Source organism: Arthrobacter sp. 05T47 (assembly GCF_056395825.1).
The window spans coordinates 13,664-30,350 of the sequence record NZ_JBFTKG010000022.1 but is presented as its reverse complement, the minus strand read 5'-3'; the positions used below and the strand labels follow the sequence as shown (position 1 = coordinate 30,350).

The window sequence follows — 16,687 nt, the reverse complement described above, 5'->3', positions numbered from 1 at the left end:
ATGGCACCTATTTCGACGTCGGAGCTTGCACAGCGCCTCACAGCTGTCGAAGCCACCGGGGCAGTCCGCCGCACCATGAGCCGCTACATGGACCTATGCGACGTGCCCCGTGCCGCCTATGCGCCGGAGGTCCTGGAAGCACTCTTTTCCGACGAGGCAATCTGGGAAGGAATCGGTCCGGACTATGGCAGCAAGTTCGGCCGGATCGAAGGCCGGGAATCCATCTGCGCCATGTTGGGCTCATACCTCCCGCCGTCGCCGCACTTTCGGAGGAACATCCACCTCCTGGGCGAAGGCCACATCACTGTCTCCGCGGGAACGGCTGCCGGGAGCTGGATCATGCAGCAACTCTCCGAGTACGGGAACGGCGACCTGGACCTGATATTTGCCCGGCTAAATGTCGACTTTGACATACGCAACGGCACGGCCGTCATCAGCCATTTCCGGACAGAAAAGATGTTCTCCTCCGCACGCCCGTTCGGCGCCCATCTCAGTGAACAAGCAACACCTAACCTGCAAAATCTTAAGGAGTACCGATGACCGCCCCAACTTCAGACCGGGCCACCGAGTTCGCATCACTGGCAGCCGAGGACCGCGTCGCGGCCAGGCTCTACACAGACCCCGAGATTTTCGACTGGGAGATGGAGAAGATCTTCTACAGCACCTGGGTGTGGGTTGCACACGAAAGTGAGATTCCCGACGCCGGGAGCTTCAAGATGTCTCACATCGGCCTGCAGCCGGTGATCGTCAACCGCGACCGGAAGGGAACCTTCAATGTCCTYCTGAACCGGTGCCGGCACCGGGGAGCGAGCGTCTGCGAAGTACCCAAAGGCAAAGCCAACGGCTTCACCTGCCCCTACCACTCCTGGTCATACTCCCTCGAAGGGAACCTGCGCGGCATCCCGTATCCCGACGGCTACGAGGGCGTTGCCGAGAAGCGTGACCTGCCCCTGCAGCGGCTGCGCGTGGAAACTTACAACGGTCTCATCTTCGCCAGCTTCAAGACGGACGTTGAACCGCTGGCGGACTTTCTTGGGGATGCAAAGCTATGGATCGATCGCTTCATGAAGCAGGGGGCCGGCTTCCCGGTCAAGGTCCAGGGTGAGCATAAGTTCCGTTTTGACGGAAACTGGAAAATCCAGCTGGAAAACACCACAGACGGTTACCACTTCCCGATCGTGCACCGCTCCTGGATGGCCTCGGTGGACGCCGAAACGGCAGACATGTTGTCCTTCATGACGGACGAGGAAGCTGTGACCCACGCACTCGGCAACGGACACAGCGTTGCCATCATGGTCCCCGAGCACGTGGATCTGGAAGTCGACGACGGCACGGAAGAACTCCAAGAGAGGTTCCGTCCCATCATCGACGAACTCTCCGAAAAGATGCCACCAGAGCAGGTGCGCCGCATCGTGCGATCAATGCACGGCGCGGGATACAACCTGAATCTGTTCCCGAACCTGTCCCTGTCAATGTCGTTCTTCCGCGTTCTGCGGCCGATCTCCGTGAACGAAACCGAAATCCAGCACATGGCACTGGGCCTCGACGGCGGACCGGACAGCGTAAACCGGGAACGCCTGCGCATCCACGAACACTTCCAAGGACCCTTCGGGTTCGGCACTTCCGACGATTCAGAAGCATGGGACCGGGTCCAGCGCGGAGCCGTGGCCAACCCCGAGATGCCCATCCTGGTCAACCGTGGGCTGGGCCGGGAAGTGGCCGCCGATGAGGGGTGGAAAACGTCGCATGTCACAGACGAAACCGGCATGCGCGAGTCATACGCAATGTGGAAAAGGATGATGAACGATGACCGCTGAGACCATCGAAGAGAGCACCGGTATTGATAACCGCCCCGCACAGGAACCCTCCGACCTTGGCCTGGGCAAGCTCGCCGATCCCCAGGTGGGACGCGCCATCGAGCTGATCTGGCACGAAGCCCGGCTCCTCGACGACAAGGCATACGAGGCCTGGCAAACCCTCTACACGGACGACGCGAAGTACGTCATCCCTGTCGATCCGGACACGGACGACTTCGAATCATCCCTAAACATGGTCTACGACGACGCCCGGATGAGGCACATGCGCATCACGCGCCTGGTTCAGGGCTACTCCATGTCGGCTGKGGCCGCGGCACGCACCACCCGGACCATTTCACGGTTTACCGTGGAGGAGCAGACAGCGGAAACGGTCACGCTGCGTTCCGCGCAGGTACTGGTGGGCTTCAAACGTGAAAAATTCCAGGTACTTGGCGCCGATCTCACCCACCGCATCCGGTTCGACGGCGACGACGCCCGGATCGAGCTCAAGCTCATTCGCCTTGTCAACGCCGACGCCGCCGTGAACGCCTCCGGCTTCCTACTCTAAGGACTTCGACCATGAATAAAGTCGCACTCGTTACCGGCGCAGCCCGCGGGCTGGGTGAAGTCATTGCCCGCAAACTCCATAAAGAAGGTTTCCGCGTCGCCATCACGGGCACCACGGCAGAGTCCGTCTATCCCCTTGCCGACGCTCTTGACCCATCCGGGGAGACTGTCTGGGCAGGCGCACTGGATATCCGCAGCAAGGCAGACTTCGAAACTGTCCGTGATGCTCTCGCTGAAAAATGGGGCGGCACTGACATCCTGGTCAATAACGCCGGACGTTCCAAGGTGGCACCTGTTCTGGAAATCACTCCGGAAGAATTCACCGAAAATGTGGATATCAACCTCAGGGGAACTTTCCTGGGCTGCCAGGTATTTGGCCCACATTTCCGGGAACGCGGCTACGGCCGCATCATCAACGTCCACTCGCTCGCAGGACACAACGGCGGGACTGCCACTGGCGCCCACTACGCCGCATCCAAAGGCGGCGTGTCCACGCTCACCAAGGTCTTCGCCCGGGAGTTTGCATCCTCCGGTGTGACCGTCAATGCCGTCTCGCCCGGACCGCTGGATCTTCCCGTCGTCTACGAAACCGTTGATCCCCAGAAACTCGACATCATAAAGGCAACCATTCCGGTTGGCCGGTTGGGGGATGCCGAGTTTATCGCGGACACGGTGGCGCTGCTCGCCTCCCAGGGGGCGTCATCGGTCACCGGGGCCTGCTGGGACATCAACGGCGGACTCTACATGCGCTAGCCGCCGGCCAGCACATCACCAACAGAAAAGGAAAGGAGCGTTGCCCCATGGGTATGTTCAAAGTACGCGTAGCCGAAGTGCTGGAGGAAACCAGCAACATCAAGTCCTTCCGCCTCAAGCGTACGGATGGGGCACCGTTCGGTCCCTATCCGGCCGGCGCCCACATCGACGTCGTCGGACCGACAGCCGTCATGCGCCAGTACTCGCTTTGCAGCCCGCCCGATGAACTCCACGACTATGTTGTCGCGGTCAAGCTCGAGGCGGCATCACGCGGCGGTTCGGCCGCGCTGCACGATCAGGTCGAAGTGGGCCAGGAGCTGGAAATCAGCACGCCTCGAAACCTGCTGTCCGTGGCACGAGGGGCGGACCAGCACGTCCTCGTGGCGGCCGGAATCGGGGTGACCCCGATGATCAGCATCGCCTATCACCTTCACAGGATCAACGAAGAGTTTGAGCTGCACTACTTCGCCCGTTCCCGGGAGGAAGCGGCATTCTGCGACCTGCTCAAGGACAGAAGCGGTTTCGGTGATCGGGTCTTCTTTCACTTCGGCCTAACCCGAGACCAACAAGCAGAAGTCCTCGGCAGGGTTCTGGCGCCCCTCACCAGCTCGTCTCATGTGTATACGTGTGGACCGCAGGGCTTTATGGAGCGGGTGAAAGAAGCTGCCTCCGCCGTTATTGCCGCGGACAACATCCACATCGAGCATTTCCAGGCCGGCGAGCCAGCCGACACAGACAGCGACACCCCGTTTGAAGTCGAACTGGACGACGAAGTGTACGAAGTGCCTGTCGGAAAATCCATTGTTCAGGTCCTTGCCGACAACGGGATCGAAGTGGACACCTCATGCAAAGAAGGAATCTGCGGCACCTGCATTATGGGTGTTCTGGGCGGGCAGCCCGACCACCGGGACCAGTGCATGTCAAACAGCGAAAAGAAAGCCAATGACCAGATCGCAGCCTGTGTGTCCCGAGCCAAATCTCCGCGGCTCACACTGGAGCTCTTCTGACTGGCGGCACCCAAGACCGGCCCGCCTCCGCGTACTAAAGAATGTTGTTCCTGGGAACTGACCCGCAGCCATCAGCGCCTGTTCAGGATGCACCACAGTGAAGTCTCCCCCGCCGCGGCGGGGGAGACTTCACTGCTCTCCCGTTCATCCGGGATCTTCAAAGAACTGACACGTGATGTTGAAGGATGTCGCGGACCAGCGTGGCAATGCTGTCAGCGCCGGTCTTCGCCTTGATCCTGGTCCGGTGAACGTCAATTGTCTTGACACTGGTTCCCAGCTTCCGTGCGATGTTCTGACTTGGCAGCCCGTCAATGACGAGGGCCAGGATTTGCCGTTCCCGCGGGGTCAGACCCGCAATGCGTTCCTCAATTTCCCGGCGGCTTCGGTCTGATGCAAAGCGCTGACGCGCCAACTCGAGTGTCTCCTGGACAACGTCCAGCATGTGCTGGGGGTCGTAGGGCTTCTCGAGGAAGTTCACTGCGCCCTGTTGGAGGGCTTTGACGGACATCCGGATGTCGCCGTGTGCCGAAACAAAAATGATAGGCAGCGGAGAGGAGATGCTGTTCAGCGTCTCCTGCAGCTGAAATCCTCCGGTCCTGGGCATCCGCACGTCCAAGACAAGGCACGCCGGGACGGAAGGGTCGTAGTTGTCCAAGAATGATGCGACATCGTTGTAGATGCGGGAACGGATGTTGACCGATTCCAGAAGCCAGGACAACGAATCGCATAGCTCCTGATCATCGTCGACAATGTACACGAGTGCTTCCGGTAAATCCATGATGGCGACCTTGCAGAGCAGAGAAATGGGCTTAAACGACGCTATCGACGGTCGGCCCGCACAGTCAATACTTCCGCCGTAAGGATGCTACCTACCCGGCTAAAGCGATACCTGCCGATCAGTGGCACAAATTGCAATATTTATTAACTCCAATTCCTCCTAGATTCTCATTACGAACTAATGGAAGGCCCAATGAGGGCCGCGTCATTTGGAGGAAGAAATGCCTGAACTCAGTCAGATCCAGAAAGACTTCCGGTCTGCGATGGCGCACTTGCCGGCGGCGGTGAATGTCATCACTACTGGCGGGCCGTTCGGCCGGGTGGGCATCACAGTCAGCGCCGTGTGCTCGGTAACCGATTCCCCTCCCACGGTCCTGGTTTGCGTGAACCAGTCCAGCGCAACGCATGACATTTTCAACAGTAACGGTGAAATCTGCATCAACGTCCTCAGCGGCGAACATGAGGAACTGGCCCGCCACTTTTCCGGAGCCACCAAGGTACCCATGGAGGAACGTTTTGGCTGGGATATCTGGGAGGAAAGCTCAGGATCCGTGCCGGTGCTCCGGGATGCATTGGTCAAAATCGTCGGGCGCATTAGCGATCGCTCCGTGCAAGGATCCCATTCGGTAATTTTCGTCCAGGTCGAGCGTATTGAAGTCCAGGGGGAGCGTGACAGCCTCGTGTACTTCAAGAGGCAGTTTCATCGCCTTTCCGTGACTCCTGAGCTGGTGACTGTTTGACGTCCCCGGACGCGCTCCTGGAGATGGTTTCGGACCTCAGGGCTGGGCGGACCCAGCCGAGCCGGGTCCTCGCCGATGCCCTCGAGCGGGTGCGTGCGAAAGAACCCGCGGTGCACGCCTGGGTGAGAGTCGACGTCGACGGGTCAGCCGCGCAGGCGGAGGCGCTGGAAACCGCTGGCCTGCACGGACCCCTGTGGGGGATCCCGGTTGCAGTCAAGGATCTGATCGACGTCAAGGGCCTTCCAACCGGCTGCGGCAGCCCACTGCGCGGCCACGAGCCAGCAACGGCGGACGCGGATTGTGTGCGGTTGTTGAGGGAAGCCGGGGCTATCATCGTGGGCAAAACGGTGACCACCGAATTCGGATACTTCGCCCCGGGACCGACGCGCAACCCGGTAAATCCTGCGCATACCCCCGGCGGTTCCTCGAGTGGATCCGCGGCCGCAGTGGCCGCCGGAATGGTGCCTCTGGCGTTGGGGACGCAAACCGCGGGATCGCTTACCCGGCCGGCCTCCTACTGCGGCCTGGCCGGCTTTGTGGCCGCGAAGGACCAATTCCCAACTACCGGGATAACCGGCCTTAGCCACTCGCTTGACTCGCTGGGACTGATCACCAGGACCGTTGCGGACTTGCGGTATGCGTGGGAATCCCTCAGTCGATTCGAGACAGTAAAACAGGATGAGCCCTTGGGCTCGGTGAGACTTCTGCTCTGGGCCGGAAGCGGGCTCGGCGAACTCTCCAGGGAAATGTCCGCGGCGCTAACCGCCGCCCAGGCGACTCTCAGCAACGAACCCGGGTTCCATTTCACCGATTGGTCAGACCATGGAATGGTCCGGGACCTCGCCGAGCATCATGCCACGGTCATGGCCAGCGAAGCCTCTGCAGCACGCGCCGAAGAGTTGGCACACCACCATGAATTGAGTGTGCCCTTCACCGAGCTCCTCACCTCCGGCCGTTCCCTGCCCCACCACGAATACACCGCCGCCGTGGAGCTCATTGCGGTGTCCCGGCAGAGGGTTCTCGCCCTCCTTGAGCGCTTTGACGCGGTTTTGGGACCAGCGGCCCTGGGCGCCGCTCCGCCAGGACTGGAAGCAACCGGCAGCCCAATTCTCAGCCGCCCCTGGCAGGCGCTTGGCCTACCTGTGCTGACCATTCCAGGACTTACCTCCGCCGATGGCATGCCGTTGGGGCTGCAACTTATCGGAGCTCCTGGGCGGGAACCCCGGCTGTTTGATATCGGGCAGCGCATCGAAGAAGCCTTGCGGCAGACAGGTGCCAAGCGCGGTGGGACGCTGCCCCTTGACGATTGACCGGCCGCCGGTTGCAGGGAAAGCTGGCGCGACTCGGCTAAAAAGCGGACGAAAAGAAGGGCTCTGTTGGGTTTCCCAACAGAGCCCTTCTTTCATTGTCGGTCAGCGCCACGCGGCGTCAGCGGTCCAGTACTCGGAGCCATTGGCGCTTACTCCGTGCTTCCACTCCGAAGTTCGGCGCAGTTGGGGTTCCACCCTGGCAGTTACCGCATCTGCTGCGGCAGGGCCGTCCTCGTCCACCTGCCAGTGGACCCAGTTCACTTCCAGACCGGCGTCGTCATGCACGAACAGATCAACATGATGCCACCCGTATCCGAACGTGTCCGTGTAGCAAGTCAGGAACATCCGGTCGTGGTTCTTGGGATGCGGCATACAGGTACTCCTTTGCATCGTATTTCAGACACCGTACGACGCAATTTCCCTGCGCCAACAGGGGATAAACCCTTACTCGACGTGGTGATACTTCGTCTGTCGCCTTTACGAGCGGAAGGAAAGAATCTTTCACATGGGGAGGGACGACCTCCCTTGCCCGGACCCGACGTCGGCAAATGTGCCGCCATGACCCAGAGGAAGATGCCGTGAAGATTGAGCGCATCGAGACAATTCCTTACTCGATTCCGTACACGAGGCCGCTGGCCTTCGCGAGCGGCGAGGTCACAGACGCCGAACATGTGCTGGTCCGTATCCACACCGATGAAGGACTGACCGGCGTAGCGGATGTTCCACCCCGGCCCTACACCTATGGGGAAACACAAGACTCGGTGCTGGCGATCATCAACAAGGTATTCGCACCCGCCATCGTGGGCTTGGACCCGCTGGACCGCGGCAAGATTCACCAGATCCTCACGAGGACCGTCCATAACCAAACCGCCAAGGGCGGCTTGGACATCGCACTCTGGGACATCATCGGCAAGGCCGCAAGCATGCCGGTATCGGCGCTTCTCGGCGGTTACGCCGCGGAGATGAATGTCAGCCATATGCTCGGTTTCAAGCCGGCGGCCGAACTTCTGGACGAAGCACTTCGGGTTCGCAGTGAATACGGGATCACCACCTTCAAGCTGAAAGTCGGCCGCAAGCCACTGATCCTGGATATTGAGGCGTGCCACACACTCCGGGCTGGTTTGGGACCTGACATTGACCTATACCTTGACGCCAACCGCGGTTGGACCGCCAATGAGGCTTTCGAGGTCTTGCGGCGCACCGAAACCCTTGGGCTGTCCCTCCTGGAAGAACCCTGCGATGCAAAAGAAACGATGAGCCGGCGCCGGTTGGTCGACAAATCACCGATTCCCATTGTCGGTGATGAAAGCGTCCCTACGGCCGGTGACGTTTCGCGTGAGTTGCTCTCGGGCGGATGCAACGCCGTGAGCATCAAAACGGCGCGCAGCGGATTCACTGAGGCGCAGCAAATTCTGGGGCTGTGCACGGGTCTTGGCATCGACGTCGTGATGGGGAACCAAATCGACACGCAAATCGGCACCTTGGCGACGGTCGCTTTTGGGGCAGCCCACGAACCGACGTCGCGCCGCGCGGGTGAGCTGTCGAACTTCCTCGATATGTCTGATGACCTCCTCGCGGACCCCATCGTAATCCGCGAAGGAAAAATTCTGGTCCCCCAGGTCCCCGGTGTGGGCGCCGAAATCGACAACGAAAAACTCGAACGCTACCGACAGGACAAGTAGCGACCGCCATTTCCACAAACGGAGGAAAAATGCTCTACCTGGTCCGAATGGACGTCAACATCCCAGCGGATGTCCCGCCGGCGACAGCGGAAGCTGCCAAATCAGCCGAGAAAGAACTCGCGCAGGCCCTGCAGCGCGACGGCCGATGGTGCCACCTCTGGCGCGTCGTGGGCCAGTACGCGAATTACTCGGTCTTCGATGTGGCTGGCAATGACGAGCTGCACGAAATTCTCCAGCGCCTGCCCCTGTACCCCTACATGGCCATTCAGGTCACACCCCTGGCCCAACACCCTTCCTCCCTCGCAGCATCCGAACACTAACCACCCAATTCCGCATCGACGCGGAGGCGGAAAGCAAAGAAAGGACATCAAATGTCTGTAGAAATTGAAGCGACGGCCGCTGATTCCGGAGCCAAGGCCACCGAGCGCTTCCGGTCTGACAAATCCTCGGCCTTGGAAGTGGGCGCCGACCGGGTCAGTCGACTCGCCTCCCGTGCCATTAACGCCCTCGTTGAAACCGTTCTGGAAGAAAAGGTCACCTACGAGGAGTACAACGCGCTGAAAACGTGGCTCATTCAGGTTGGCGAAACCGGGGAATGGCCGCTCTTCCTGGACGTATGGCTGGAACACGCGGTGGAAGAAGTCGCCAACAGCGGCCGGGCAGGCAGCAAGGGCACCATCGAAGGCCCGTACTACGTCCCGGGGTCGCCGGTCCTCGAGTCGCCGGCGACTCTCCCGATGCGCGAGGACGAACCAGGGACGCCGCTGGTTTTCCAGGGCAAAGTAACTTCAGTTGCGGGTGCAGCCCTGGCGGGGGCGTCGATTGAAATCTGGCACGCCGATGATCTGGGCTTTTACTCACAGTTCGCCCCCAATATTCCCGAGTGGAACCTCCGGGGGACGGCGCTAACTGACTCCGAAGGTTTCTTCCAGATCCACACAGTGCAGCCTGCGCCCTATCAGATCCCTACCGACGGTGCCTGCGGGCAGTTGATCGAGGCGGCCGGATGGCATGCATGGCGGCCGGCCCACCTGCACCTGAAGATCGCGGCAGCCGACCATCAGCTGATCACGACCCAGCTGTATTTCACGGCCGACAAGCACCTTGGCGATGACATCGCTTCGGCAGTGAAGCCCGAGCTGGTACTCGACCCGCAGGACAAGGCAGACGGTACGGGCCGAGAGGTGACGTACGACTTCGTACTCGCACCGGCCCAGTAACACCCTTTCCACCGGATGGCACAGTCCACGCGTTCCCTTGATGGGGATGTGGTGCCATCCGGTGGTTTGCTGTGTCCGGACAGGGCCAGATCCCGGCAGGTCAATTCTTTAGAACATCACCAGGTGGAAGCGCTGGCAGGTGGCGCTGCTTCCCTACGCCTTGCTCCAAGGCTCCCGCGCTGGATTCATGCCTGGGAGGGTTGAAGGAGATGCAACACGGCCTCCAGCTGGGAAATGAGCTGGAGCCGAGTGCTGGTGCCGGGGGCGAGGGCAACGCTGATTTGCGCCCCAAGAAGCATATTCATAAGGATTCCGGCAAAGTCTTCATCGCTCACCGTCGAGAAGATCTCTCCTGCAGCCCGGGCATCCCTCAAGTGGACCAGGATTCGTTCGCGCCACTGTTCCATCGACCGTTCATGGAGCGCTGACTTAGACGTATCTCCCAGCGCACGTTGCCAGAATCCGATCACGATCCGGGCTTCGTTCTCCTTCTCTTCATCCAGCGGGAGCACCTCGTGGCAGAACACACGGAGAGCGGCCAGACCGGTATTGATTCCGGTGGCCGTGTCGATTCTTTTGTTTGTTTCGTGAAAGACATGCTCGAAGGCAAAAGCAAGCAGATGTTCTTTACTCCCGAAATAGGGCTTGAGGGCGCCATTGGCGAATCCGGCCTCAGCTGCGATTTCCCGCATGGTGGCGCCTTCAATGCCGTCGCGGGCGATGAGCCGCCACGTGGCACTGACCACATCTGCACGCCGCTGGTCATGATCGACAATTTTCGGCAAGGAGACCTCTCTCTACCCGATGCTTTTCCCTGGACTTCCTCTAGGGTAGTCGCACCCTCGTCCGGCGCCCTGGGGCAGCAGCCTTGGCTCTGTCCGTTCAAGCCAAGAACGGGGTAACGCGGATCGGCATCCTCCGTCCCATGTCAGGGGACGGAGGATGCCGCACAGGAGTCCAGCTATTTCTTGCTAATTGACCCGAACTTCGTCGCAGTCCGGCGTCGGCAGATCATATTCGTTCTCCTCCGGAGAGCCTTCGCCGCCATGGCCGATGTATTCGTAGACAGCCGGAGACTTGATCTTCAGGCGATGGCCCCACCACAATCCGGCGGCACCGGGGACGATCGCAATAGCCGGCAGCACCCAGGACAGAACCGATGGGCCGGAGGACCCGATGAGAACATCGAAGTTTGCCAGGATAAGCACGAATACGGCTCCGAGGGCCAGCGCGCTAAGCACCGGGGCGACGACGGTGGTCCAAAGGGAAAGCTCGTGGGCGTTGCGGCGGAAGTATCCAACGACAGCCAAGGAAACCAGGACCAGGAGTAAAACGAGTCCGGCGGCGGCTGAATTCGAAAGCCACGTAAAGAGGGTCAGGACGGGAAAGAGCGGGCCCAGATCGGATGCATTGCCGGCAATAGCGAACGCCACGATGACGGTCAGCGCGGTTATGGATTGGGCAATGGATCCGGCCACAGGCGCATGGGTGCGCGGGTTGACATAAGCCAGTTGCTTTGGGAGCACGTCTTCCCTGGCCAGCGAGAAGACGTACCGGGCAACAGCATTGTGGAATGCCAGAAGCGATGCAAAGAGACTCGTGAGAAACATCATCTGCGCAAGGTCTGCCATGAGTGTCCCGACGTTTTGACCTAGAAAAGCAAACAGCAGCCCGGGGCCCAATTCCCTGGACACCGCCACGATTTGGCCAGGGCCTGTAGCGGTCATCATTGCCCAAGCTGAGAATGCGTAGAAAACGGCGATAATGGCTACAGATATGTACGTTGCCCGTGCGATGGAGCGTTTCGGGTCTTTCGACTCTTCGCTGTAGATCGCCGCCGATTCAAAACCCATGAAGCTGGCAATACTGAATGCCAAGGCAGCGCCAACTCCGGCGGTAAACAGATCGCTTGGCAACAGGCCTGTCGCCGAAACGCCTTCCGGCTGCACAGCAAAGGCGGCAACATCGAAAACGATGACTGCAAGAAATTCCAGGCCCACCATCACGGCGACTACCCGCACAGAAAAATCAACCTTGTTGATGCCGAGCCACGCGACGACCAGGAAGGCAACTCCGGCAGTTGCCCACCACGGGACATCCGCCCCGGTCTTCTCATTGATGAACGTAGCCGAAGCAAAGCCAAAGAGACCGTAGACGGCGATTTGGATGGAATTGTACGCGGTGAGGGCCACGAAGGAAGCTCCTACGCCGGTCCTCTTGCCGAGGCCCTGGGCGATGTACGCATAGAACGCCCCGGCATTTCGAATTCGCGAACTCATGGCGGCGTAGCCCACGGTAAACAGGGTCAGGCAGGTTCCGAGCACAAGGAAGGACAGGGGAACCCCGAGCACTCCCGTCACCGCAAAGTTGGCGGGATAACCGCCAGCGACCACCGTGAGCGGTGCCGAGGCCGCAATTGTCATGAAGACCAAGGCGGGAACACCAAGAGTCCGCCGGCTCAGGCCCGGTGGTTGGGTAGCGGCAGGGATTTGTGGAGATTCGTGGGACATTTTCAGCCTCCGGGGAATGGTTAAGGGGTGACGCAGGCGGTCTACGCTGACCGACGCTGCATGGGGTATTCCTGAAAAATAGGGGGTGGCCGACCAATGACCACACAGTCCGGGTTCGTCAGGTACGGGGACGCGTGGTCACGTTGCCGTTGTTGCCGGAGGAAGAATCTGGTGGGCTGCCCGGCCCGGCGCCCTTACGGACGCCGGCCGGTTTCAGCCGTTGATGATCTGCGGAACGCCGAGGGCTTTGAGGCCTTCGACCCCGAATTCGAGTCCGTAGCCGGACTGCTTGGACCCGCCAAAGGGAATCAGGGGGTTGACCATGCCATGGGCGTTGATCCACACAGTCCCGGCTTCGAGCCGGGCCGCGACGTTGCGGGCTTCGGCGGGGTTGGCGGACCAGACGGAGGCGCCGAGTCCGACGTCGAGCGCGTTGGCCATTGTCACGGCCTCGTCCACGGTGGTGTAGCGGATGATCGGCAAGGCGGGGCCGAACTGTTCCTCGGCGACGAGCGGGTTGTCGTTGTCAATGTCGGCCACGAGGGTGGTGGGGTAGAAGTGGCCGGGCTGGTCCAGTACCGGGTTGCCGCCGAGCAGGATCTTGGCGCCGGAGTCGCGGGCGGCCTCGACGAGCCCGGCGACGATGTCGTACTGGGCCCGGTTCTGCAGCGGGCCCAGCACGTTGTTCTCGTCCAGGCCGTTGCCCATCGGCATCGCGGCGGCCACGGCCGTGAGCTCTTCGCAGACGGCGTCGTAGATGTCCGCATGGACGTAGAGGCGTTTGAGTGCGGCGCAGGTCTGGCCGGTGTTGATGAACGCGCCCCAGAACAGGCCCTCGGCGATGGCYTTGGGGTCTGCGTCGGGCAGGACGATGCCGGCGTCGTTGCCGCCGAGCTCAAGGGTGAGGCGTTTGACSGTGYCSGCGGAGGATTTGATGATGGCCTTGCCCGTGGCGGTGGAGCCGGTGAACATGAYCTTGCCGATCGCCGGGTGTTCGGCCAGGGCCTCGCCGACGTCGCGGCCGCCGGAAACCACCGTGAGGAGGCCGTCGGGGAGTTCCTGGTTGAGGATTTCGACCAGGGCCAGGACGGAGAGCGGGGTGTATTCGGAGGGCTTGACCACCACGGCGTTGCCCATCCGCAGTGCCGGTCCGATCTGCCAGATGGTGATCAGCATGGGCCAGTTCCAAGGCCCGATCGCGCCCACGACGCCGATGGGCCGGTAGTGCAGTTCGGCGCGGGTTTCGCCGTCGTCCACCACGGTTTCCGCTTCCAGGGGAGTGCTCGCGGCCGTCCGGAGCCAGGCCGCGCAGGCGCCGACCTCGAAGCGGGCGTTCGGGCCGTTCAGCGGCTTGCCCTGCTCGCGGGAGAGTAGGCGGGCGAGTTCCTCGGCGGAGCGTTCGACGGCGTCGGCGGCCCTGAGCAGCGCGGCGGACCGGGCGTCGTGGCCCAGCGCGGCCCAGGCCGGCTGCGCTGCCTCGGCGCCGGCGACCGCGCGTTCCAGGTCCTCAACGGTGTGGACGGGAGCCTCCCCGACGGGCTGGCCTGTGGCGGGGTTAAGAATTGTCCGGGTCGATCCTGCCGCGGCCGGCGACGGTTCCACGTTACTTGTGGCTGTGCTGGTGCTCATCGTGCTCCTTTTAGGGGATAGGGAGAGGGGGTGCTGGTCTTACGGGGAGAGTTTTGCTGGTGGCCGATCGGCGCACTCCGCGCGGTCTCAGCGCGCTGCCGTCACTGTCCGGCACATTTCTACCGTGTGACACATCACACAGTAGACGCCAATCCATCTTTTTTCCACACTTGGCGAAAAAAAATCTCGAGACCCGCCTCGCGCTTGTGGGCAGGATCACAATCGCGTATTATCTACAGTCATAGAAAAACATTTTTTCGAAGTCGAACCGGAGGATCCATGCGAACTTCAGTACTGCAAACGGCCGTCCGCCACCCGTTGGCGTCCCCTGACGAAATCCAGGAAGCTCAGTCGCTGTTGAGTGCAAACGGCCTGCTAGGACCGGAGAAGCGGATCGCCTACCTCGGACTTCTGGATCCGTCACGGGAGCAGGAGGCGGAGGACCGCCGGTTCCGCGCATTCATTCATGACGTGTCAGGAGCCGCACCGACGGACGCGATTGTTTCTGTGACAACGGGGACGCTGATCTCCGCTCTGGAGCTCGATACAACAGTCGCGGGGGAGCTTCCCGTCCTGGAGGAGGAGTTCGAGATCGTCGAGCAGCTCCTGGCCGAGGACGAGCGGTGGCTCAAGGCCTTGGCCGCCCGGAACCTGGATGTCAGCAAGGTCCGCGTCGCCCCGCTCTCCGCTGGTGTCTACGAGTACCCGGAGGAGAAGGGCCGGCGCATCCTCCGCGGGCTTGCCTTCGTGCAGGATTTCCCCGAGGACAGCGCGTGGGCGCACCCGGTCGATGGCCTGGTTGGATACGTCGACGTCGTTAGCAAGGCTGTGACCCAGGTGATCGACACCGGCATCTTCCCGGTTCCCGCCGAACACGGCAACTACACCGACCCGGAGCTCACCGGCCCGCTGCGGACCACGCAGAAGCCCATCAACATCACCCAGCCAGAGGGGCCCAGCTTCACCGTCACCGGCGGAAACCACATCGAGTGGGAGAAGTGGAGGCTGGACGTCGGCTTCGACGCCCGCGAAGGCATTGTGCTGCACAACCTGGCCTTCCAGGACGGGGACCGGCTCCGGCCCATCATCAACCGGGCATCCATCGCCGAGATGGTGGTTCCCTACGGAGATCCGTCGCCGATCCGGTCCTGGCAGAACTACTTCGACACCGGCGAGTACCTCGTGGGCCAGTACGCAAACTCGCTCGAATTGGGCTGCGACTGCCTCGGCGAAATCACGTACCTCAGCCCGATCGTCAGCGATGCGTTCGGCAATCCGCGCGAGATCCGCAACGGCATCTGCATGCACGAAGAGGACTGGGGCATCCTGTCCAAGCACTCTGATATGTACACGGGCATCAACTACACGCGCCGGAACCGCCGCCTGGTGATTTCCTTCTTCACCACTATCGGCAACTACGACTACGGTTTCTACTGGTACCTCTACCTCGACGGCACCATTGAATTCGAGGCCAAAGCCACCGGCGTCGTCTTCACCTCCGCCTACCCTGAAGGCGGCTCCGACAACATCTCCCAGCTCGCTCCGGGCCTGGGCGCGCCGTTCCACCAGCACATCTTCAGTGCCCGCCTGGACATGGCCATCGATGGGTTCACCAACCGGGTGGAGGAAGAGGACGTGGTCCGGCAGGCGATGGGCGAGGGCAACGAACGCGGCAACGCATTCTCCCGCAAGCGCACGGTCCTCACCCGGGAATCAGAAGCCGTCCGCGACGCCGATGCCGCCAATGGCCGGACGTGGATCATCTCCAATCCGGAGTCCCGCAACCGGCTCGGCGAAGCCGTGGGCTACAAGCTCCACTCCCAGAATCAGCCCACCCTGTTGGCCGACCCGGGCTCGTCCATCGCACGCCGCGCCGCGTTTGCCACCAAGGACCTCTGGGTCACCCGCTACGCAGAAGACGAGCGCTACCCCACCGGCGACTTCGTCAACCAGCACAGCGGGGGAGCCGGGCTGCCGGCGTACATCTCCCAGGACCGCGACATCGACGGCCAGGACMTCGTCGTGTGGCACWCCTTCGGCCTGACSCACTTCCCCCGGGTGGAGGACTGGCCCATSATGCCYGTGGACACCGTCGGCTTCAAGCTCCGCCCGGAGGGCTTCTTCGACCGCAGCCCCGTCCTGGACGTGCCCGCCAACTCGCAGCCGTCCGCTGGCTGCCATGCCGACGGCGACGCCGGCGGACACTGCCACAGCTAAGCGCCTTCGCATCAGGAATCACGAAATGACCACGACGGCGGGACGGGTCCGGTCAGCCGGACCCGTCCTGCACCCGCGAATCTGCGCAGCACTTACGGCCGTGTCCTGCCTGGTGCACCTGTGGCTTGCGGCCTCGGGGCACCACGACGCCTGGCTCGGCGCTCTTATGATTGCCTTGGCGGCGGTCTGTGTCCCATGCACTGTGCATATCTGGCGCCACAGCAGAATTGGAGCTCTCCACCAGGTCACCATTTCGGCCGTGGCGATGGTGCTCCTGCATACTGTCTTGCTGCTCGGATCGGGCGGCGCCGGTCATGCCCACGGCGGGGGGCCAGCGTCGAAGGTTGTGGAGGCGTCCGGCGCCGCTGAACTCTTGCTGGTCATCGGGCTGGAACTCACGACGGCGTTGCTCGCCGCCACGCTCGTATCCCGGCTAAGGCCTCGCGTCCTGCCCGAAGGTTAGGCGCCGGCGCCGACAT

17 protein-coding genes are annotated in these 16,687 nt (G+C 61.7%); 12 read left to right on the top strand and 5 right to left on the bottom strand.

Annotation, left to right across the window (positions count from 1 at the left end):
- From AC1DEY_RS15230 to AC1DEY_RS15210, 5 genes are read left to right on the top strand one after another with little or no spacing between them, the layout of a single operon-like run.
- Window positions 1-540, top strand: coding sequence for a nuclear transport factor 2 family protein (locus AC1DEY_RS15230; protein WP_476868674.1), 540 nt, complete (start codon window positions 1-3; stop codon window positions 538-540).
- Window positions 537-1,817 (top strand): aromatic ring-hydroxylating oxygenase subunit alpha, encoded by a 1,281-nt coding sequence (locus tag AC1DEY_RS15225; protein ID WP_476868673.1) that lies wholly within the window; start codon window positions 537-539, stop codon window positions 1,815-1,817. The genes AC1DEY_RS15230 and AC1DEY_RS15225 overlap by 4 nt, the downstream gene beginning before the upstream one ends.
- The gene (locus AC1DEY_RS15220; RefSeq protein WP_476868672.1) at window positions 1,807-2,364 is read left to right on the top strand and encodes an aromatic-ring-hydroxylating dioxygenase subunit beta; all 558 of its coding nucleotides are present in this window, start codon (window positions 1,807-1,809) and stop codon (window positions 2,362-2,364) included. Before AC1DEY_RS15225 ends, AC1DEY_RS15220 begins: the two co-directional genes overlap by 11 nt.
- Window positions 2,365-2,375: 11 nt before the next feature.
- Entirely contained in the window at window positions 2,376-3,116 is a 741-nt protein-coding gene (locus AC1DEY_RS15215) for an SDR family NAD(P)-dependent oxidoreductase (protein ID WP_476868671.1), read from the top strand.
- A gap of 47 nt (window positions 3,117-3,163) precedes the next feature.
- Window positions 3,164-4,123, top strand: a complete 960-nt coding sequence (locus AC1DEY_RS15210) for a PDR/VanB family oxidoreductase (RefSeq protein WP_476868670.1) — start codon at window positions 3,164-3,166, stop codon at window positions 4,121-4,123.
- A gap of 157 nt (window positions 4,124-4,280) precedes the next feature.
- Here the strand turns inward: AC1DEY_RS15210 and AC1DEY_RS15205 are convergent, their stop codons facing one another.
- Window positions 4,281-4,901 (bottom strand): response regulator transcription factor, encoded by a 621-nt coding sequence (locus tag AC1DEY_RS15205; RefSeq protein ID WP_476868669.1) that lies wholly within the window; start codon window positions 4,899-4,901, stop codon window positions 4,281-4,283.
- 220 nt (window positions 4,902-5,121) lie between these two features.
- Between AC1DEY_RS15205 and hpaC the strand changes: the two genes are divergently transcribed.
- Both hpaC and AC1DEY_RS15195 read left to right on the top strand, forming a co-directional pair.
- Window positions 5,122-5,640 carry a 4-hydroxyphenylacetate 3-monooxygenase, reductase component gene (gene hpaC / locus AC1DEY_RS15200; RefSeq protein WP_476868668.1) on the top strand — a complete coding sequence of 173 codons (519 nt, stop codon included), beginning with the start codon at window positions 5,122-5,124 and terminating at the stop codon, window positions 5,638-5,640.
- Window positions 5,637-6,950 carry an amidase gene (locus AC1DEY_RS15195; protein ID WP_476868667.1) on the top strand — a complete coding sequence of 438 codons (1,314 nt, stop codon included), beginning with the start codon at window positions 5,637-5,639 and terminating at the stop codon, window positions 6,948-6,950. Before hpaC ends, AC1DEY_RS15195 begins: the two co-directional genes overlap by 4 nt.
- Before the next feature lie 102 nt (window positions 6,951-7,052).
- Here the strand turns inward: AC1DEY_RS15195 and AC1DEY_RS15190 are convergent, their stop codons facing one another.
- The gene (locus AC1DEY_RS15190; protein WP_476868666.1) at window positions 7,053-7,322 is read right to left on the bottom strand and encodes a hypothetical protein; all 270 of its coding nucleotides are present in this window, start codon (window positions 7,320-7,322) and stop codon (window positions 7,053-7,055) included.
- A 206-nt stretch (window positions 7,323-7,528) separates the two neighbouring features.
- Here AC1DEY_RS15190 and AC1DEY_RS15185 point away from each other — a divergent pair, with 206 nt between their 5' ends.
- The 3 genes from AC1DEY_RS15185 to catA are packed head-to-tail and all read left to right on the top strand — an operon-like array spanning window position 7,529 to window position 9,852.
- A complete protein-coding gene (locus tag AC1DEY_RS15185; RefSeq protein WP_476868665.1) occupies window positions 7,529-8,632 on the top strand; it encodes a mandelate racemase/muconate lactonizing enzyme family protein in 1,104 nt (367 codons plus the stop codon).
- Between the two features lie 29 nt (window positions 8,633-8,661).
- Window positions 8,662-8,952, top strand: a complete 291-nt coding sequence (gene catC / locus AC1DEY_RS15180; RefSeq protein ID WP_476868664.1) for a muconolactone Delta-isomerase — start codon at window positions 8,662-8,664, stop codon at window positions 8,950-8,952.
- Between the two features lie 51 nt (window positions 8,953-9,003).
- Window positions 9,004-9,852 carry a catechol 1,2-dioxygenase gene (gene catA / locus AC1DEY_RS15175; protein ID WP_476868663.1) on the top strand — a complete coding sequence of 283 codons (849 nt, stop codon included), beginning with the start codon at window positions 9,004-9,006 and terminating at the stop codon, window positions 9,850-9,852.
- A gap of 185 nt (window positions 9,853-10,037) precedes the next feature.
- Here the strand turns inward: catA and AC1DEY_RS15170 are convergent, their stop codons facing one another.
- The 3 genes from AC1DEY_RS15170 to AC1DEY_RS15160 all read right to left on the bottom strand — a co-directional run bounded on the left by AC1DEY_RS15170 (window position 10,038) and on the right by AC1DEY_RS15160 (window position 13,991).
- Window positions 10,038-10,637 (bottom strand): TetR/AcrR family transcriptional regulator, encoded by a 600-nt coding sequence (locus AC1DEY_RS15170; protein ID WP_476868662.1) that lies wholly within the window; start codon window positions 10,635-10,637, stop codon window positions 10,038-10,040.
- Window positions 10,638-10,823: 186 nt separating this feature from the next.
- Complete coding sequence (locus tag AC1DEY_RS15165) at window positions 10,824-12,362, bottom strand: APC family permease (protein WP_476868661.1); 1,539 nt, start codon at window positions 12,360-12,362, stop codon at window positions 10,824-10,826.
- Window positions 12,363-12,575: 213 nt separating this feature from the next.
- Window positions 12,576-13,991, bottom strand: a complete 1,416-nt coding sequence (locus AC1DEY_RS15160) for an aldehyde dehydrogenase family protein (protein ID WP_476868660.1) — start codon at window positions 13,989-13,991, stop codon at window positions 12,576-12,578.
- 279 nt (window positions 13,992-14,270) lie between these two features.
- Between AC1DEY_RS15160 and AC1DEY_RS15155 the strand changes: the two genes are divergently transcribed.
- Together AC1DEY_RS15155 and AC1DEY_RS15150 are read left to right on the top strand one after the other, a co-directional pair.
- Entirely contained in the window at window positions 14,271-16,208 is a 1,938-nt protein-coding gene (locus AC1DEY_RS15155; RefSeq protein WP_476868659.1) for a primary-amine oxidase, read from the top strand.
- 25 nt (window positions 16,209-16,233) lie between these two features.
- The gene (locus AC1DEY_RS15150) at window positions 16,234-16,671 is read left to right on the top strand and encodes a hypothetical protein (RefSeq protein ID WP_476868658.1); all 438 of its coding nucleotides are present in this window, start codon (window positions 16,234-16,236) and stop codon (window positions 16,669-16,671) included.
- Window positions 16,672-16,687 lie beyond the last annotated feature (16 nt).